This window comes from Armatimonadota bacterium (assembly GCA_031459765.1).
GTDB classification, from domain to species: domain Bacteria; phylum Sysuimicrobiota; class Sysuimicrobiia; order Sysuimicrobiales; family Kaftiobacteriaceae; genus Kaftiobacterium; species Kaftiobacterium secundum.
The window spans coordinates 40,337-59,246 of sequence record JAVKHY010000007.1 but is presented as its reverse complement, the minus strand read 5'-3'; the positions used below and the strand labels follow the sequence as shown (position 1 = coordinate 59,246).

Sequence of the window (18,910 nt, the reverse complement as noted above, 5' to 3'; positions counted from 1 at the left end):
AGGTGCTCAGATGTTGCTGCGGAGGGGATCTTCGGGGTGTGAGTGGAAGTGCGAAGACCGACCCCGGTCCGCCCCGCCCCACATCTCTTCCGGTGTTGCCGCGATCCGTTCCGCCGCACGCAGCTTGGCGCTGCGCGCCCGCGGATTTCGCCTGACCTCCTCGGGGGAAGGCCGGACCGGCTTGGGCGTCAGGATGCGCAGCCGGACCCTTCCCCCTGGCACGTCGGCGGAGGCCCCGGGGGGACGGGTGCACCCACGGGAGAGGCGCAGGAAGGTGTGTTTGATGGTCCGATCCTCCAGGGAGTGGAAGGTGATCGCGCAGAGTCGGCCCGTCTCCCGGAGTACCTCCGCCGCATCTGGTAGAGCTTTCTCAAGGTTCATCAGTTCGTCGTTTGTCGCGATCCGCAGCGCCTGAAAGGTCCGTGTCGCGGGGTGGATCCCCCGGGGCCACTGCCGACGCGGGATGGCCTGCGCGACGACGGCGGCCAGCTCTTCGGTTGTCCGCAGCGGCCGGCGGCGGACGATGGCCCGGGCGATGCGCCGCGACCATCGTTCCTCGCCGTACCGCCGGATCAGATCCGCCAACTCACGCTCGCCGAGCCCGTTCACCAGATCCGCGGCGGTGAGCGCCTGACGTCGGTCCATCCGCATGTCCAGCGGCCCGGCGCCCAGGAACGAGAATCCCCGCGAGCGATCTTCCAGCTGCAACGACGAGACGCCGAGGTCGAAGAGCACACCGTCGACCTCCCGGAGACCCTGCCGGGCCAGGACCTCCTTGATCGCCGTGAAGCTCTCACGGACGATCACCACCGCCTCGCCGAACCTGGCCAGCCGCCGGGAGGCGACCTCGATGGCGGCGTCGTCCCGGTCGATCCCGATCAGCCTCCCCCCGGGCCCGATCCGCTCCAGGATCGCCTCGGCATGTCCGCCGGCGCCCAGCGTGGCATCCACGTAGACGCCTCCGGGCCGCGGCGCCAGCCAGTACAGCGTTTCCTCCAGCAGGACCGGAACGTGCACCATCCCGGCTCCAGGCTCGGCCGGTCCCGCCACGGCTCAAATGCTCAGATCTTTCAGCTCACTGGCCAGCTGCGGAGCTTCGGCCTGCACCCTGGCGATGTAGCGCTTCCAGTTCTCCAGGCCCCAGATCTCCAGCCGGCTCCCCAATCCGACGACGACCGCCTCGCGCTCAATCTTCGCGTACTCGCGCAGGTGCTGGGGGATCGAGATCCGCCCCTGCCGGTCCAGCTCCACATCCTCCGCGCTGCTCAGCATGAACCGCACGAAGTCGCGACGGCTCACGGGCAGCTGCCGCAACTTTCGTTCGTTCTTCGCCCACTCCGCGGGCGGATAGACGGCCACGCACTCGTCCAGCCCCCGGGTCAGCACGACGGTCCCCCCCAGCGCCCGTCGGAAACTGGGCGGCAGGACCACCCGCCCCTTGTCGTCCAGGGAATACCGGTGCTCTCCTCTGAACAAGCTCCCCACCGTTCCCCACTTTGCGCCACTTCTATTCCACCCGTACCCCCGGACTCCTCCTCCCAGACCCTGAAAAGGCGGAAGATTTTTCGCCTGCGGCTGGCGGCGCAAGATACGGGCCCCGCCATCATGCCCGGCTACCAGATGTCGCGACGGAAGAAGAGAACGGTTGCGGTGGGGATCCCCGCCTGACCCCCGGCCGGGCCGTCCTGCGGTCAGGGACCGAACCAGTCGGTCAGGCGCGAGCGCTCGAACTCGATCTTCTGGGCGTAGGCCGCCGCACTCGGCGGAGCGATGGTGATCGCGGGATGCGGAGCGGCCAGGAACTGGCCCTGCACAAGGGCGGCCATTCCCCCGCCGGTTTCGATGAAGCAGTAGCCGACGCCGTCGAAGGACGACGGAGGCGGACCCTTCCGCAGTTCGGCGACGATCTGCTGCGCGGCGACTCTGGCCTGCGCTTCGGCGAACAACCCGGCCTTCGGCAGCGGCAATCCGGTGGCCAGCGGGATCTCGTTCACATCGCCCACCGCGAAGACCCCCTCGACGGACGTGCGAAGCGTGGCGGGATCCACGGCCACCCAGATCCCTCGTTTCGGCAATCCGCTGTTCTCGATCGCCGCGGGCGGACGGTGGGGCGGGACGATCATCAGCAGGTCCGCGGCCAGACGGGTCCCGTCCTCGAAGACGGCGGTCGATCCCTCCAGGCGGGCGACTTTGCGGTTGGGCGAGAACACGATCCCCCTGGCCGCCAGCAGTCCTTCCACCTGCGCGCAGTTCTGGGCCCCCACCACGGGAAGGGACATGGGCTGCGGGGTGCAGACCTGAATCTGCACGTCGCCGCGCATGCCCCGACGACGGAACAGATCGTCCAGCAGCATCGCCGCTTCGTAGGGGGCCGGCGGGCACTTGTAGGGAACGCCCAGGATGGCGATGACGATGCGCCCGCCGGTGAACTCCCTGAGGCGCGCGCCCAGACGCTCTGCATCCGCCACCCCGTACAGGTTGTAGGCCGACGAGGAAAAACCGGGCACAAGGTCGGGGCGCGGCTCGGCCCCCAGCGCCACGATCAGGTAATCGTAGGCATGGCGTCCGGCATCGGTGCGGACCTCCCGGGCATCGCTGTCGATGGCCAGCACCGTCTCCTGCACCACGCGCACGCCGTCCGCGCGAAGGTGGGCCAGGACCCGCTCCCCTTCGCGCCGCGTCCCCCGACCGGTGACCATCCAGAGTTTGCGGAGCCCCATCATGAAGACCGGCGCTCGTTCGATCACCGTGATGGCGTGTTCGCGCCCGAGGGCCCGGCTCAGTTCAACGGCCGCGGTGATCCCGCCGAAGCCGCCGCCCAGGATCACGATCTTCACAGGGCGACCTCCCGCCCCAGACCCCGGGCCAGAGCCTGGGCGTAGACATAGGCGGCGGTGGCCACGTCCTCCACCGCCATGCCCAGGGACTTGAACAGGGTGATCTCCTCCGGAGAGGTGCGCCCGGGAATCGTTCCGGCAAGCACTTCGCCGATCTCCCCCAGGATGTGCGTCCGGGTGATGACGCCTTCCTGCATCGGCAGCAGGAGGTCGCCGGACTCGGCCAGCGCCCCGGCCCGCGAGTCGACGAAGACCCGGGCCCTGGCCACCGCCGTGCTGTCCAGTTCACGCCAGTCCGGCCGCGGCGCGCCGACGGCGTTGATGTGCACGCCCGGCTCCAGCCAGCGCCCTTCCAGCACCGGCTGCGGCGACGAGGTCGCCGTCACGATGAGGTCGGCGCCCCGCACCGCCTCCTCCGCGGTGGCGCAGGGACGGACGGACACGCCGCGGTCGCTCATCTCCCGGGCGAAGGCCTCACGGTGCGCCGGCGTGCGCGACCAGACCCGCACCTCCCGAACCGATCTCACCCGGCGCAGGGCGTCGAAGTGGCTGCGGGCCTGCACCCCCGACCCCAGCAGGGCGAGCACGCCTGCCTCCGGCCGGCTCAACGCCTTCGTCGCGGCCGCCGAGACCGCCGCCGTGCGGACCTCGGTGATCAGCCGTCCGTCCATGATCGCCCGCAGCGTGCCGGTGGCGGGATCCCACAGCAGGACGACGGCCATGTGCGTGGGCAGGCGGCGCTCCGCGTTGCGCACGTAAAAGGTCACCGCCTTGGCGCCCAGCGCTTCCGACGCCTCCGGTCCGCCACCCGCCCGGATGTGCGCCGGCATCAGGCCGAGGTACCCTCCGTGGGGGTCGATGGACAGTGCCTGACGGACCGGCTGGAGGACATCGCCCCTGGAGAAGGCCACCAGCGCCCGGGCCGCCACCTCGATGGCGGCATCCATCGTCAGCAGTTCGGCTACCTCCGCCTCCCGGAGCAGCAGCGCCACAGCCCCATCTTCGTGAGGCCGCCCCAAGGTGTCAAGCACGCAGGAAGAGACCGGGGGGACGGCGTAGCCTTCGCCAGACAACCTCATGCAGCGCAGGCTGCAGCTGATCATCCTGGGCCACATCTGGACGCTGGCGCCGCTGGCCGGGCTCTGGTTTCTGCGCCCGGCCTGGCGCGGGCCGCTGGCGCCGACCGACCTGCGCGGCCTGGGCTGGCTCGCCGTCTTTGCCGGCGCCTATCTCCTCGTCCGCACCTGGCTCACGCTCACCGACCGCCTCCACACCGCCCTCCTGTGGCCGTACCTGGACGTCGCCGTGGTCACCGCCGCGCTGGTCCTGCTGCGCAGTCCCACCGATCCCCTCTCGGTGTTGTACTTCATCCCGCTGGCCTCCGCAGGGGCTTCGCTGAGCCTCCTGAACCTCGGGGCCGTGGCCGGCGTCGCCGCGGCAAGTTACATCGGGGTCGTCCTGCGGTCGGCGACGCCGTGGACGATCGGCCTGGTCTTCCGGCTGGTCATCATCATCCTGATCGCCTCGCTGTACGGCGCGGTGCTCCGCGCGGTCACCGAGGCGGCCCGGGCCGCCGAGCGTGCGGAGTATCAGGCGGCCCTGGCCCGGGAGATCCACGACGGGATCCAGCATCTGCTCGTTACGATGAGCGCCCGGCTGGATCTGGCCGCGCGGCTCGTCGAGGAAGCGCCGCCGCGGGCGCGGGCCATCCTGGCCGGGGAGCGGGATGCGCTGCGCCGCGCCGTGGACGAACTCCGCTACCTGGTGCGCCGCCTGCGCTCGGCGGCCGGAGGCGACCTCTCCTCCGCGCTGCGCGACCAGATCGCCGCCCTGGCCGAGCGGTGGCCCTTCTCCCTTGAGGTCGATCTGCCCCCGACCCTGCCGCGCCTGTCTCCGGGGGCGGAGCATGCGCTGCTGCGGGTTATCCAGGAGGCGTTGACGAATGTGGCTAAGCACGCCGACGCCGCAACGGTCGAGGTGACGATGGCGGCCGCGGACGGGCACCTGCGGTGTACGATTCGCGATGACGGCCGCGGATTCGACCCCGCAGCCGTGCGCGACCGGGGGCTGGCCGGGCTCGAGGCGCGCGTCCGCAGCGCCGGCGGCAGCTTTCAGGTCACCTCCGCGCCCGGCCAGGGGACGACGGTGGCGGCGGCCTTCCCGGTGAGTCGGAGGCGTTGATGCCGCCGATCCGCGTCCTCCTCGTCGAGGATGAAGGGCTCCTGCGGAGCACGCTGGCGGAACTGCTGGGGCGCGACCCCGCCGTGCACGTCGTGGCCGCCGCCGCCGACGGCCGCCAGGCGCTCATCGAGGCCCTGGCCCACCGGCCCGATGTCGTGCTCACCGACCTCAAGATGCCGGGCGTGGACGGCATCGAACTGACCCGCCGCCTGCGCGATCAACTGCCGCAGACGGCGGTCGTCGTCCTCACCGCGTACGACGACGACGAGTCGCTGTTTGCCGCCCTGAAGGCCGGCGCCACGGGGTACGTGCTGAAGGACGCGGCGCTGGAGGACATCACGGCGGCGATCCGGGCGGCGCATGCGGGGGAGGGGTTTCTCTCCCCCGGTCTCGTCGCGCGTGTCATCCGCGAGTTCCGCCGCATCGACCGGATGGTCCGGGGTCAGCGGCGGCTGTTCGCCCGGCTGACCCGGCGGGAGACCGAGGTGCTCGAACTCCTGGCGGCGGGGCTGCGCAACCGGCAGATCGCCCAGCGGCTGTTCCTTTCGGAGAAGACCGTCCGCAACCACATCAGCGCCATCCTGGGCAAGCTCCAGGCCAACGACCGGACCGCCGCCGCGCTCATCGCGGCCCGCCACGGGCTGGGGCCGACGGAACCACAAGACCCGCCCGACCGCTGACCGGCCGGGCCGCCGGGGTGGTCCCGGAAAGCCGGGACACCGCCGGGGGACCGGCGGGACGGCGGCCCGATGCCGGGTCGCTGCGACGGGGTGTACGCTCAACCCGCGGCCGAGACGCAGGCGGAGGAGGAGCGAAATGGAGACCCTGGTCGAGCTCTTTGAGCACGTCATTCGCAGCAACCCGCCCGACCGCGAGTTGCTGCGGGCCCGCGCCGGTCGGGAGTGGCGGAGCTACACCACGAGCCGGTTCGGGGAGGCCGTGCGCCAGACGGCGGGTCGCCTGGCCGCAGCCGGAGTCGCCCCCGGCGACCGGGTGGCGCTGTTCTCCGAGAACCGGCCGGAGTGGCACATCGTGGATTTCGCCTGCCACCTCTGCGGTGCGGCGCTCGTCCCGCTGTACCCGTCGCTCCCCGCGTCCACCGTCGCCTATATCGTCAAGGACGCCGGAGCCAGGCTGCTCATCGTCTCCGGCCGCGAGCGTGCGGCGACGGCCCCGGAGGCGGCGAAGGACCTCCCCGACGTCCGGCTGCTGGGCCTCGATCCGGGGCTGGGGCTGGAGCCGTTGAACGACCTGCCTGTCCCGCCGGCTGTTCCGGCCCACCGCCCGGCGGCCGATGATCTGGCCAGCCTGATCTACACCTCCGGCACCACGGGCGAACCCAAGGGGGTCATGCTGTCCCACCGCAACTTTGCGGTGCAGATCAACACCCTCCTGCCGCTGTATCCGATCACGAATCGCGACGAGGTGATGTCCTTCCTGCCCCTGCCCCACGTCTTCCAGCGCATCCTGGACTACATCTTTCTGGCTGCGGGCTGCCGCATCACCTACGTCGAGGCCGTGGAGAAGGTCGTGCCCATGCTGCCGCTGGTGCGGCCGACGATCATGGGCTCGGTCCCACGGGTCTACGAGCGCGCCTACGTCCAGATCATGAGCCGGGTGCAGAAGGAGGATCGCCTGCGGCGGTTGTTCACCTGGGCGATGCGGATCGGGCAGATCGTCCGGTCGGCGCAGCGGGAGGGCCGCCACCCGCCCATCGGCGCCGCGCTGCAGTACGCCCTGGCCAAGCGGCTGGTCTTCCGGAAGATCCTGGAGCGTTTCGGCGGACGCCTGCGGTTCACGATCTCCGGCGGGGCACCGCTGGCCAAGGAGATCGGGGAGTTCTTCGACATCGTCGGCCTGCCGCTGCTGAACGGCTACGGGCTGACGGAGAGCGCGCCGGTGATCGCCGTCAACCGCCTGGAGTCCAACCGGATCGGATCCGTCGGGCCCGCCGCGCCGGGTGTGGAGATCCGCATCGCCGACGACGGCGAGATCCTGGCCCGCGGCCCGAACATCATGCTGGGGTACTGGAACAAACCCGAGGCCACGGCCCAGGCCGTGGACGCCCAGGGCTGGCTGCACACCGGGGACATCGGATATCTGGACCGCGACGGCTTCCTCTATATCACCGACCGCAAGAAGGACATCATCGTCACCTCCGGCGGCAAGAACGTCGCTCCGCAGCCCATCGAGGCCCGTCTGGCGGCCAGCGCCTACATCGCCCAGGCCCTGGTCATCGGCGACAACTACCCCTACATCACGGCATTGCTCACCCCGAACTTCGAGGTGCTCGCGGCGTACTTCACGGCACACGGGATCAACGGCAAGAGCCGTGAAGAGATCGCCAGCCATCCCGTCACCGAATCGCTCATCGCCGCGGCGATCAAGGAGGTCAACGCCGAGCTGGCCCCCTACGAGCGGATCCGCCGGTTCACCGTGCTGCCCCAGGAGTTCACGCTGGAGCGCGGCGAGCTGACCCCTTCCCTCAAGGTGCGGCGCAAGATCGTCACGGAGCGATACCGCCAGCAGATTGAGGAGATGTACCTGAAGACGCACCGCACTGCGGGCTATGGCCTTGACGAGTGAGCCGCCGGCGGGGGCGTGGCCGGGGCCGTGACCGGGCCGCAGAACGCGACGAGCAGTCCGCTGATCGACGTCCGCGACCGCCTCACAGCCGGCGCGATCTGGGTGTTCGCCCTGATCGCGGTCGCGCTGTTCCGCCTGGTCGACGCCACCCTCGACCTCCGCGTCTTCGGCTACGACCACCTCGGGGTCCTGGTGCGCACCGGCCGGCCGGTGCTTATCGTGGTCTGGCACGGCAAGGGGCTGCTGCCGGTCTTCTTCCTGCAGGGCCTGCCCCTGGTGATCTACTCCAGCCAGACGCGCCAGGGTCGGATCCCGGCCCTCTCCCGGTACGTCCGGCAGCTCACGCTGGCCTCGCTCCAGCACCTGGGCTACCAGGTACTGGACGCCGCGAAATTCGGCAGCGAGTCGCGCGGCGTGATCCGCCTCCTGCAGTACCTGGAGCGCGGCCGCGGGGGGATGATCGCGGCCGACGGCCCCGGAGGTCCGGTGTTCCGGGCCAAGCCGGGCGCCGCGTATGTGGCCAAGAAGACCGGCGTGGCCCTCGTCCCGGTCGGCGCGGCGATCCGGGACCCCGTTGCGCTGGACTCCTGGGACCGGTTCGAGATTCCCCGGGCCTTCACGAAGGCCGTGATCACGATCGGCGAACCGCTGGAGGTTCCGGAGGATGCGGACGAGGCGGAGCTGGAGGGCTTCTCGCGACGGCTGGAGGACGTCCTCAACGATCTGACCACGCAGGCTGAGGTCGAAGCCTACGCCCGCCCGGCCCCGGCCGCGGCCCCGGCCGGATCGCGGTGAGCGGGTCCCCCTAGAAGTGGCGCAGGATCCACAGCGCGGCCGCCGCAGCCGCGACGAGCAGGCCCAAAAGCAGCAACGGAAAGACCAGGAACCACGCCGCGGAGGTGGCCCGCCAGGCGACGCCCACGAGCACCGCCAGCAACACGACGCCCGTCAGGGCCAGGAGGCCCGACGTCCGGGCGGTCAGAACCGGCGTCCGACGGCTCCTCACCGGGGCGCCTTCAACGCCTCGAGCTCCTGGCGCAGGCGGGCGATCGTCTCCTCGTAGGACTGGAGGATGCGGGCCTGCCGCTGAAAGCGCATGGCCAAGTAGCCGGCGTACAGGGCGATGCCCCAGAAGGCGAAGATCTTCACCGCCTCCACCGTGAGGTCGCCGGCCGGCGGGTGGATCCGCAGGATGATGGCGTAGGCCACGTTGTAGAGGACGGCTACATACAGCGCCATCCCCATCCCGTAGCGGATGCTGTTGCTGACCAGCACGATGAAGTAGGCGACGTAGAAGACGCTGCCGCTGCTCCCGGTCAGCGCCACCAGCACCGAGATCAGGGCCAGATCGGTCCCGGTCGTCAGGTATTTCAACCAGCCCGGCGCGCCCCGGCGCAGGACGGCCGTATAGCCCAGGTTGAGCACGGCGACCGCAGCGGTCAGGAGCAGCACGGTGGCCCAGGTCACCTCCACCTGGCCCCGCGCCTTCAAATAGGCCACTGCGGCAAACAGCACAGCGGCCACGATCCACCGCACCACCACCTTGCTGCGCTCGATCTGTTGCTCCACCCTCCTCCCCCCTAGCGGTCGAGATGGACGCGCAGGAATGCCCCGACCTCGCGGAAGAGCATCTCGCGATCGCGATCCAGCGTGGCGACATGGCCTGAGCGCGGCAGCCACAGCACCTGCCCCCCCGTGGCTGCGGCGATCTCCCCTGCGCTCTCCCGCGGGATGATCCAGTCGCGGCGTCCCTGCGCCACCAGCACCGGCGCACGGACGCGCGGCAGCGCACGGCGCATCACCTCGAGAAGCCGGTCCACCTCCACCGCGGCGCGGAGGGGGATGCGCTGCGCCGGCGATCGGAACCGCCGCATCGCCTGCTCGCGCGGTCCCAGCCTCATGAGCACCGGCACGTAGGGCACCACCCGCGCCGCCATACGGGTGGCCCGGGCGATCAGGCGCTTCATCCGTAGGGGGGTGGAGATGGCCACCACCGCGGCGGGCCGTACGGTGGCGCCGAGCACGAGGCCAACCGCGCCGCCCATGGACAGCCCGAGCACCGCGACGCGATTGCAGCGGTCCGCGACCTCCTCGTAGGCCGCCTTCCCCGACGCCAGCCAATCCTCCGCCGTCGCGCGGGCCAGATCGGTTGGCGAGGTGTGACCGGCCAGCCGGGCCACGGCCACCGTCCAGCCCGCTTCCGCCAGGGTCTCGGCCAGCGGCACCATTTCGAGCGGCGAGCCGGAGAAGCCGTGCAGGAGGAGACACCCGGCCGGCCCTCCCTCGCTCCACTGCCAGATCGCGCCGTGCGGCATCACTGATCACTACGACCTTCTCCCAGCCTGTCCCCCCAAGTCGGGACACTTCTTGCCGGTATCCGGGACGACCGCCCGATGGCCTCTGGGTGGCCCGCCGGTACGCTGAGTGCGACAGAGGTGTCATCCCAGGGAGGGATTGTGATGAGGACGCTGACCCTGATCCTGATCGTCGGCCTGCTCGCATCCCCCGTCCCGCTGTACGCGCAGGACCCGGCGCCGCCGTACCTCGAGGCCAAGCGCGGCGTGGTCCTGATCGACACCGGCGGCGCGACGGGCACGGGCTTTGTCGTCTCGCCGTCGCTGGTCGTCACGGCCTGTCACGTGGTGCGCGGCGCCGCGGCCATCCAGATCCGGTTCTGGTCCTCCGGCCGGCAGGCGAGCGGACGTCTGGTGCTGTGCCACGAGCGCCACGACGTCGGCGTGATCGCCGCCGCCGTCCCGGACGGCGTCCGGACCCTGCAGTTTGCGGAGCGCACCCCGGCGCAGGGCGACCGCGTCTGGGTCTGGGGCTATCCGCTCGGCACCCGCATCGCCGCCGAGCCCACCCTCGCCGCCGGCATCATCAGCGCTTCCGGCACGGCGGAAGGAACGTTCGTCGTCGATGTGAGCGGCGGACCGGGCAGCAGCGGCGGCCCGGTCCTCGATGAGGACGGCAAGGTGGTCGGCATCCTCCTGGGCGCCTGGACCGACGGGCGCCAGGGGTCCACCGGGTTCAAGCACGCGGTGGCCTCCCCCGCCGTGACTCCGCTGCTCGCCGGCGTGGCCTCCGCGGCGCCGTCTGCCGACGGCGCCTCTGTGGTGACGGCCGAGCAGACAGCCATCCTCCCCGGCAGGGGCATCGGGTCGGTCCGGCTGGGCATGACGCCGGCACAGGTGGAGGCGGCACTCGGCGTCCCGCCCTCCCGGCGGCTGGAGAGCGGCTGGGCGGAGTGGCAGGGACGCTCGCTGTGGATCTACTTCGCCGCCGGTCGGGCAGCCATGATCGACACTGAGGACCGCGCTGCCGCCACGCCCGAAGGCATCCGCGTGGGCTCCACGGACGCCGACCTGATCCGGGCCTACGGCACGCCCGCCTGCTCGTCCGTCCGGGACTATCGGGGCCAGGCCTACCTGGGCTGGTACTACAGCGGCCTGTTCGTCTTCCTCAAGGGCTCCCCGCGCCAGGTCTTCGGCCTCCGCGTGATCGACGCGGCGGCGGCCGGGGTCGTCTGCCGTTGACCCAGCACTCCGGCGGGGGCGGCCGGGGAGATGCCTACTCCTCGGCCGCCCCCCGGCGCGGCGCGTCCAGGAACACCACCTGGTCGGCGACCACCTCCGCGGAGGTCTTCCATCCGGCGGCGCCGTCCTCGAACTGACGGACCTGGAGCCGGCCGGTGATCCCCACCAGGCGGCCTTTCGTCAGGTGCTCGCCGACCACGGTGGCCAGCTGGCGCCAGGCTACGATACTGATGAAGTCGGCGTCCCGCTCGCCGTCCCTTCCGGCGAATGCGCGTGGCACGGCCAGGACAAACCAGGCCCGGGCCACGCCCTCGGCCGTCATGCGCACTTCGGGATCGCGCGCAAGCCTTCCCACGAGCGTGACCTGATTGATCCCTCGTCCCCCTCCACCCCGCGGTGCGTCCTCGCGCGGGCTTTCCACCGCGGAGGCCTCCGGCTCCAGCGGCTGCCTCGCCTCTTCTTCCGGTACTTCCGTTCGCGCCTGTCGCGGCATCGTACGACCTCCTCCCCCCTCGCCAGCCCACGCTAGGGCAGACCGCGCGGTGGAACAATGCCGCAGACGGGCTAACCGCGCGCGTCGGTCGGGGCGGCGGGGGAGGAGCATCCGGATCGGGCTCAGGTCCTGCGTATGAGCTGGCGCGCCATCCGCACGATCGATCACCCCCTGCGGTCCAATGACCACCGAGCCCCAGGGATCGACCTTTCTCCGAGAAAATGATCAGCGGCGGAAGAGGAAAACCTCTTCCGCCGCTGACGTTACTCCCGGCACCGACCTACTCTCCCGTGCCGTTACCAGCACAGTACCATTGGCCCTGGAGGGCTTAACTGCCGTGTTCGGAATGGGAACGGGTGTGGCCCCTCCGGCATAGGCACCGGGAACCTCGAGGCCGCCGCCGATGACGGACGGCCGAACTGGATGTCGAAGGTCAAGGAGGCTGGGCATGAGCCCCGAGGGCGTTGCCCGTCGACCTTGACCCTTGGTCCTTCGACATCTCCATCTGCACATAAGCAGGCTCCACACAGCTACCCCTAAGGGGGCATCAAGCCCTCGCCCGATTAGTACCGGTCAGCTCAACGCCTTGCGGCGCTTACACCTCCGGCCTATTGACCAGGTCGTCAACCTGGGGGCTTACCCGGTTACCCGGTGGGTGGTCTCATCTTGGGGTGGGCTTCGCGCTTAGATGCTTTCAGCGCTTATCCCGTCCGGACATAGGTACCCGGCGCGTGCCCTTGGCAGGACAACCGGTACGCCAGCGGTCCGTTCACTCCGGTCCTCTCGTACTAGGAGCAAATCCCCTCAAACCACCTGCGCCCGCAGCGGATAGGGACCGACAGTCTTGTTACTCCTTCCGACCAAGGAAGGGGGCAGGTCATTTCTGCCTGCCTCTCCCAGTCGCCTGGGAGCTCGGACTGTATCTTCACCCCACGGTCGTGGGGGTCCGGCGTACAGTCTCTGAGGGTTCCAGATCGGCGAGGATATCGTCCAACGACATTCTGCGCCGCGCACCTGCTTGATTCATCTGAAAGGCCACTTTCAAGATCTCCCTCAACCCCTTGGGGCTGAGGTGGTGACCTCCCATCATCATCTCGACGACGTGGGCGAACCGCTCGAACTCCGCGCGCTTCGTTGTGCGTAACTGAAACTCGCGAAAGAACGGTACAACCTTCATCGCGAGATCGGTGCGATCTCTTACCACTAGCACGAAGGTCCGATCTCGGGAGCCTCGGTGATTCGGCTTGATGTATCCACAACCCAGAACGCTTCGCACCAGCTCCAGCACATGCTGATTGCCGTCGTTCTGGGACACGTGGAACTCCGGAATCACCTGCCACTTCCAGCGGCTGCTCGGACTTCTCTGCACCGCCACGTGGAAGCTTCCTTCTCCGTCGACGAACCCCGCCACATAGTGGCAGAGGTGATCTGGCCTTCCCTGCTGATTGCCTGCACCCATCGCGTTGTCACCCACTCTGGCCATATGGCCCTCCAATGGGTAGCGTGGGATCCACCAGGCTTCCCAGCATATAGCCGGATTTTCCGACAGCTCTTTGTCCGAACTGTCTCACGACGTTCTGAACCCAGCTCACGTACCGCTTTAATGGGCGAACAGCCCAACCCTTGGGACCTACTGCAGCCCCAGGATGCGATGAGCCGACATCGAGGTGCCAAACCTCCCCGTCTATGTGGACTATTGGGGGAGATCAGCCTGTTATCCCCGGAGTAGCTTTTATCCGTTAAGCCACGGCGCTTCCACTTGCCGCCGTAGGATCACTAGGCCCGCGTTTCCGCCCTGCTTGGCTTGTCAGCCTCGCAGTCAAGCTCCCTTATGCCCTTACACTCGCCGCACGGTTTCCAACCGTGCTGAGGGAACCTTTGGGCGCCTCCGTTACCTTTTAGGAGGCGACCGCCCCAGTCAAACTGCCCACCTGCCACTGTCTCGCCAACCGGTGAGGTCGGCGGTTAGGACTTAATCTTGCCAAGGGTGGTATTCCAAGGTCGGCTCCACCGGGACCGGAGCCCCGGCTTCGCAGCCTCCCACCTATCCTCTGCAAGGTAAGACCAAGTTCAATGACAGGCTACAGTAAAGCTTCACGGGGTCTTTCCGTCCAGCTGCGGGTAACCCGTGTCTTCACGGGTCGCACAACTTCGCCGAGTCTCTCCTCGAGACAGCGCTCAGCTCGTTACGCCTTTCGTGCAGGTCGGAACTTCACGCGTCCCCTGTTACCAGAGGGCGTAGACTATACCTTTATCTCCAGCCTGGGGTACTTCTTCTTGCCGTTTCGATTGATCTCGTCGGCCAGTCCCGCAAACTTCTTCAATCCCGCTGCCGTCAGGTGCTTCCCGCGACTCATCATCTCGCAGATTTCAGCGAAGATTTCAAAGTCGCGCTGCTTGGCAGACAACATTGGGTGTTGTCTGAAGTGCGGAATGACCGATCTCACCAACTCCGGAACGCTGCGCACCTCGAACTTGAGTGTTCTGTCTGACCGATCGGGCCTGACGGTTCCGCACCCGAACGACTGCCGGAACAGCTCAAGGATCTGCGCACGCTCGCGATTCTGGCTGACGGAGAAGCTTGGGCGGATGTCCCACCCCAGCGCGTGCCGCCTGCTGCGGTTGAACGTCACGCAGAAACATCCTTCACCGTCAGCGTATCCGGAGAGGTAGGCTCCGAGATCCATCGTCGGCTCCCCCCAGGCGAGATACCGGCGTCTTGTGGCGCCTATGAATTTGGTGGTCACCCACCAGGAGACGCCACCCCGGGATTGCTCCCGAAGTCGTTACGGGGCTAACGGTACACAGTCTACCGCAGCTTCCCTCGGTATTACCCTGACCCGTTCAGGTCGGGGCTTCACCGATATGAGCCGGATTCTTTTCACGGAATCGCTCCCGTGAAGGGCAAGTTGATCAACTTACCCGACAAGGAACTTCGCTACCTTAGGACTGTTATAGTTACAGCCGCCGTTCACCGGGGCTTCAGTTCGAGGCGTCGCCCGGGTCGCCCCGGGCTAACCCCTCCCTTTAACCTTCCGGCACTGGGCAGGCGTCAGCCCCTATACATCGCCTTGCGGCTTCGCAGAGACCTGTGTTTTTGTTAAACAGTCGGCTGAGCCTATTTACTGCGACCTCCTCGGGCTTCCGCTGTGCGCGGTCACCCTACCGAGGCACCCCTTCTTGCGAACGTACGGGGTGATTTTGCCGAGTTCCTTGAGGAGAGTTCTCTCGCGCGCCTGAGCACGTTTCGTGCCCGGCCACCTGTGTCGGTTTCCGGTACGGGCGCCGTCCATCCTGGCCACGGGGCTTTTCTTGTCAGCGTGGGCTGGGCCACTTCGCCGTCGCTTGCGCTCGGGCTCGTGTTCGCGTCTCGGCGTTGGATGGGGATCCGGATTTGCCAGGACCCCCCGCCTACCCGCTTAACCCGGGACAACCAGTCCCCGGTAGGCCTACCCTTCTGCGTCCCCCCTTGGCTCGTGACGGATGGGCAGCGGGGCCGGAATGTCGACCGGCTGTCCATCGGCTACGCCTGTCGGCCTCGCCTTAGGTCCCGCCTAACCTTACGCGGACGAACCTTCCGTAAGAATCCTTGGCCTTACGGCGGATGGGATTCTCACCCATCTTTTCGCTACTCATGCCGGCATTCGCACTTCCGCGTCGTCCAGCAGTCCTTGCGGTCTGCCTTCACCTACAGCGGAACGCTCCCCTACCACCGCCCGCGGGACGGCACCCGCGAACGATCCGCAGCTTCGGTTGATGGCTTGAGCCCCGTTGGATTTTCGGCGCAGTACCACTCGACCAGTGAGCTGTTACGCACTCTTTCAAGGATGGCTGCTTCTAAGCCAACCTCCTGGCTGTCTGAGCGATACCACTTCCTTTCCCACTTAGCCATCAATTCGGGACCTTAGCTGGCGGTCAGGGTTGTTTCCCTCTCGACTATGAGGCTTATCCCCCACAGTCTCACTCCCGACGAGCACGACACGGCATTCGGAGTTTGGTTGGGTTCGGTACGGGTCCTCCCGCCCTAGCCCATCCAGTGCTCTACCACCGCGCCGCTCAGCATCGAGGCGGCACCTAAATGCCTTTCGGGGAGAACCAGCGATCTCCGGGTTCGATTGGCATTTCACCCCTACCCACAGCTCATCCCATGGTTTTTCAACACCAACGGGTTCGGGCCTCCACGGAGGATTAACTCCGCTTCACCCTGGCCATGGGTAGCTCACCCGGTTTCGGGTCTGCCGCGTGCGACTGGTCGCCCTGTTCGGACTCGGTTTCCCTACGCCTCCGGCCTTCGCGGCCTTAAGCTCGCCACACGCGACAACTCACCGGCTCATTCTTCAATAGGCACGCCGTCGGGCATTCCCATCCCTTGCGGGATGTGCATAGCCCTCCGACTGATTGTGGACGCACGGTTTCAGGTTCTATTTCACTCCCCTTCCGGGGTTCTTTTCACCTTTCCCTCACGGTACTCGTGCGCTATCGGTCGCCAAGGATGTTTAGCCTTGGAAGGTGGTCCTCCCGGCTTCCCACGGGATTCCCAGTGTCCCGTGGTACTGAGGAACGCGGTCGAGGAAGTCCGCCCGTTTTCGCCTACGGGGCTTTCACCCTGTCTCGCCTGCCGTTCCAGGACAGTTCGGCTAACGCGCGGATTGCTCACTTCCCGGCCGGGTCGCAGCCCGGCCCGACCACGCCCTGCAACCCTGCACCGGCAACGCCTGCGAGCTATCACGCCGGCACAGTTTGGGCTCTTCCCCGTTCGCTCGCCACTACTGGGGGAATCTCGGTTGATTTCTCTTCCTCCTGGTACTGAGATGTTTCAGTTCCCAGGCTGGCCTCCGCACCGCCTATGGATTCAGCGGTGGGTCCCGCGGCATGACCCGCGGGGGGTTACCCCATTCGGAGACGGCCGGATCGAAGGTTGCTAGGCACCTCCCCGGCCCTTTCGCCGCCGACAGCGTCCTTCATCGGTCCTTGGCGCCAGGGCATCCACCGTGCGCCCTGTGTAGCTTGAGTTACCCGCCTTAGGAGTAGCTGTCTAGAGCCTGCTCCTCCTCATCACACCTGCACACCCAGATGCGATGGCCCCGCATGGAGTTGCGGGCACGATCCCGGACGACGCCCACTCGGCGGAACTCCGGGATCCTCGCGCTCTGCAATTGTCAAGGTCCTGGGCCGGGCGGACACAAAAAGAGGGGATGGGCTCCCATCCCCTTCGGGTCACCCATCACATTCGGCGTATTCGATTAGCCGCTCGGGCTAACGATCCGCAGTCCCTCCCGTGTCTTTCAGGCCAACCCCTATTATCGCACGGAGGAGGGCGCTGTCAAGCACCGCCATGGGGACTCGGGCGGCAGCCTTGGCGTCCCCCGCGGCCCGGACCGGTCGCGATGGCCGTCACGATCCCCCGGGAGCAGCCTCGACCCGGATGACGTTGAGGATGGCCTTGACGACGTCCATGCGCCGCAGCCGGGCCAGGACCCTCCGGACGGAACGCTCCGAGGCCTCGTGGGTGACCAGGACCACGTCGGCAACCGCGCCGCGGCTCTTCTGGACGATCGAGGCGATGCTGACCTCCTCCTCTCCGAAGACCCGGGCGACCCGGGCGAAGACCCCCGGGCGGTCGGTCACCTGGAGGCTCAGGTAGTACGGGAGGACGACCTCCTCGATGGAACGCACCGGCCGGGCGGCCCCCCCGAATCGCGAGCCCGCGCGGCCTGTGGCGGCCCGGTGCCGACGCGCGATGTCGATGACATCGCCGACGACGGCCACGGCGGTGGGGCCTCCCCCCGCCCCGCGGCCGCTGAAGACGACCTGTCCGAGCCGCGGCCCTTCCACCATGACCGCGTTGAATTCGTCGGCGATCCGGGCCAGGGGGTGGTCGAGCGGGATCAACGCCGGGTGCACCCGGGCCTCGACCGCCCCGCCGCGGTCCCGACCGACGGCCAGGAGCTTGATGGTATACCCCAGCTCCCGGGCGTAGGCGAAATCCCGGGGGGTGATGCGCGTGATCCCCTCGCGATACACGTCGCTCAGGGTGATCCGGGCGTCGAAGGCGACCGAGGCCAGGATGGCGAGTTTGGCGGCGGGATCGTGACCTTCGGTGTCCTCCCGCGGATCGGCCTCGGCGAACCCCCGCCGCCGCGCTTCCGCCAGGGCTTCGGCGAAGGTCACCCCTCCGTCCGCCATCCGGGTGAGGATGAAGTTGGTCGTCCCGTTGAGGATCCCGGTGATGCTGTGGATCCGGGCCGCGGCCAGGGACTCGCGCAGGGGCTTGATGAGGGGGATGCCCGCACCCACGCTGCCCTCGAAACGGAGCTCGACGCCCGCCGCCTCCGCGGCGGCCAGCAGTTCATGGCCGTGCAGAGCCAGGAGCTTCTTGTTGGCGGTGACCACCGATTTGCCGGCGCGCAGGGCGGCGAGGACGTACTGGCGGGCCGGCGAGACCCCGCCCATCACCTCCACGACGACGTCGATATCGGCGGCCTCGATCACGTCCCGGGCCTGGGCGGCCAGCATCCCCCGCGGGACGGCCACGTCCCGGGGTTTGGCCGGGTCGGCCACGGCGACACGGGCCAGGGTGACCGGCACGCCGGCAAGCCGCTCCATGGTCGGGCGATCGCGAAGTAACCGGAACACCTCGCGCCCCACGATCCCCAGTCCCAGCATGCCGACGGTCAGCGGTCGCCTTCCGCTCATGGCCATCTTCGATCCCGAATCTGGTTGGCCGTCCGGCCCGGAAGCCCTGCCGACGGTGAGGCCTCAGGGCGGAGGTGTCCGGTGGGCCATGAGATGCTCGGGCAGCTGCACGGCGACGACCTCGCCCCGCACGGTCACCGCGCCGGCGGCGATCAGCACGGCTTCCACGACGACCCTGCGGCCCTTCATCTCCTTGATACGCCCCCGCACCTCCAGCGGGACCCCCAGCGGGGTGGGCTTCAGGTAATCGACGTGGAGCGAGGCCGTGACGTATCGGGGCGCGGGGCCGTCGCCCACAGCGCGTCCTGCCGCCCGATAGGCCGCGATCGCCGCCGACCCCGTCCCGTGGCAGTCGATCAACGAGGCCAGGACGCCGCCGTTCACATAGCCGGGGACGGCGATGTGGTAGGGCCGCGGGATGAACCGGGTGACCGTCTCCTCCCCCTCCATGTAGGTCTTCAACTGATACCCGTCCTGATTCAGCCGGCCGCAGCCGTAGCACCAGGCCAGATCATCGGGATAGAAGTCCTGCACCGCCCGCTCGGGCATGCCCGCCCCCGCCATGAGGTCCTCTCCAGGCT

General features: G+C 68.3%; 14 protein-coding genes, 2 rRNA genes and 1 pseudogene. 5 read left to right on the top strand and 12 right to left on the bottom strand.

What is annotated here, in order from left to right:
- Positions 1-102: 102 nt before the first annotated feature.
- The 4 genes and pseudogenes from rsmH to QN141_09455 form a co-directional block, all read right to left on the bottom strand.
- Positions 103-1,020 (bottom strand): annotated as a pseudogene (gene rsmH / locus QN141_09470) (16S rRNA (cytosine(1402)-N(4))-methyltransferase RsmH).
- 33 nt (positions 1,021-1,053) lie between these two features.
- Positions 1,054-1,485 carry a division/cell wall cluster transcriptional repressor MraZ gene (mraZ, locus tag QN141_09465; GenBank protein ID MDR7558703.1) on the bottom strand — a complete coding sequence of 144 codons (432 nt, stop codon included), beginning with the start codon at positions 1,483-1,485 and terminating at the stop codon, positions 1,054-1,056.
- Positions 1,486-1,691: 206 nt separating this feature from the next.
- On the bottom strand, positions 1,692-2,837 hold the full coding sequence (locus QN141_09460; GenBank protein MDR7558702.1) for an FAD/NAD(P)-binding oxidoreductase: 1,146 nt from the start codon (positions 2,835-2,837) through the stop codon (positions 1,692-1,694).
- Positions 2,834-3,829, bottom strand: a complete 996-nt coding sequence (locus QN141_09455) for an ornithine cyclodeaminase family protein (GenBank protein ID MDR7558701.1) — start codon at positions 3,827-3,829, stop codon at positions 2,834-2,836. Before QN141_09455 ends, QN141_09460 begins: the two co-directional genes overlap by 4 nt.
- Before the next feature lie 85 nt (positions 3,830-3,914).
- Here QN141_09455 and QN141_09450 point away from each other — a divergent pair, with 85 nt between their 5' ends.
- The 4 genes from QN141_09450 (at position 3,915) to QN141_09435 (ending at position 8,399) form a co-directional block, all read left to right on the top strand.
- Positions 3,915-5,018, top strand: a complete 1,104-nt coding sequence (locus tag QN141_09450) for a sensor histidine kinase (GenBank protein ID MDR7558700.1) — start codon at positions 3,915-3,917, stop codon at positions 5,016-5,018.
- Positions 5,018-5,698, top strand: coding sequence for a response regulator transcription factor (locus QN141_09445; GenBank protein ID MDR7558699.1), 681 nt, complete (start codon positions 5,018-5,020; stop codon positions 5,696-5,698). Before QN141_09450 ends, QN141_09445 begins: the two co-directional genes overlap by 1 nt.
- Before the next feature lie 136 nt (positions 5,699-5,834).
- Positions 5,835-7,604: a long-chain fatty acid--CoA ligase gene (locus QN141_09440; protein ID MDR7558698.1), complete on the top strand. Its 1,770-nt coding sequence runs from the start codon at positions 5,835-5,837 to the stop codon at positions 7,602-7,604.
- Between the two features lie 15 nt (positions 7,605-7,619).
- Positions 7,620-8,399 (top strand): hypothetical protein, encoded by a 780-nt coding sequence (locus QN141_09435; protein ID MDR7558697.1) that lies wholly within the window; start codon positions 7,620-7,622, stop codon positions 8,397-8,399.
- Positions 8,400-8,409: 10 nt separating this feature from the next.
- Here QN141_09435 and QN141_09430 read toward each other — a convergent pair whose 3' ends face one another.
- The 3 genes from QN141_09430 to QN141_09420 are packed head-to-tail and all read right to left on the bottom strand — an operon-like array spanning position 8,410 to position 9,919.
- Positions 8,410-8,610, bottom strand: a complete 201-nt coding sequence (locus QN141_09430) for a hypothetical protein (protein MDR7558696.1) — start codon at positions 8,608-8,610, stop codon at positions 8,410-8,412.
- Entirely contained in the window at positions 8,607-9,173 is a 567-nt protein-coding gene (locus QN141_09425) for a hypothetical protein (GenBank protein ID MDR7558695.1), read from the bottom strand. The genes QN141_09430 and QN141_09425 overlap by 4 nt, the downstream gene beginning before the upstream one ends.
- Before the next feature lie 11 nt (positions 9,174-9,184).
- Positions 9,185-9,919 carry an alpha/beta fold hydrolase gene (locus QN141_09420; protein ID MDR7558694.1) on the bottom strand — a complete coding sequence of 245 codons (735 nt, stop codon included), beginning with the start codon at positions 9,917-9,919 and terminating at the stop codon, positions 9,185-9,187.
- Between the two features lie 144 nt (positions 9,920-10,063).
- Here QN141_09420 and QN141_09415 point away from each other — a divergent pair, with 144 nt between their 5' ends.
- Complete coding sequence (locus QN141_09415; GenBank protein ID MDR7558693.1) at positions 10,064-11,140, top strand: serine protease; 1,077 nt, start codon at positions 10,064-10,066, stop codon at positions 11,138-11,140.
- Between the two features lie 34 nt (positions 11,141-11,174).
- Here QN141_09415 and QN141_09410 read toward each other — a convergent pair whose 3' ends face one another.
- The 5 genes from QN141_09410 to QN141_09390 all read right to left on the bottom strand — a co-directional run bounded on the left by QN141_09410 (position 11,175) and on the right by QN141_09390 (position 18,893).
- Positions 11,175-11,633 carry a single-stranded DNA-binding protein gene (locus QN141_09410; protein MDR7558692.1) on the bottom strand — a complete coding sequence of 153 codons (459 nt, stop codon included), beginning with the start codon at positions 11,631-11,633 and terminating at the stop codon, positions 11,175-11,177.
- Positions 11,634-11,900: 267 nt separating this feature from the next.
- Positions 11,901-12,017: ribosomal RNA gene (rrf, locus tag QN141_09405) — 5S ribosomal RNA — on the bottom strand.
- Between the two features lie 159 nt (positions 12,018-12,176).
- Positions 12,177-16,646: ribosomal RNA gene (locus tag QN141_09400) — 23S ribosomal RNA — on the bottom strand.
- Positions 16,647-17,027: 381 nt separating this feature from the next.
- Positions 17,028-18,329: a homoserine dehydrogenase gene (locus tag QN141_09395; GenBank protein MDR7558691.1), complete on the bottom strand. Its 1,302-nt coding sequence runs from the start codon at positions 18,327-18,329 to the stop codon at positions 17,028-17,030.
- Positions 18,330-18,392: 63 nt separating this feature from the next.
- On the bottom strand, positions 18,393-18,893 hold the full coding sequence (locus QN141_09390; GenBank protein ID MDR7558690.1) for a PaaI family thioesterase: 501 nt from the start codon (positions 18,891-18,893) through the stop codon (positions 18,393-18,395).
- Positions 18,894-18,910: the final 17 nt, after the last annotated feature.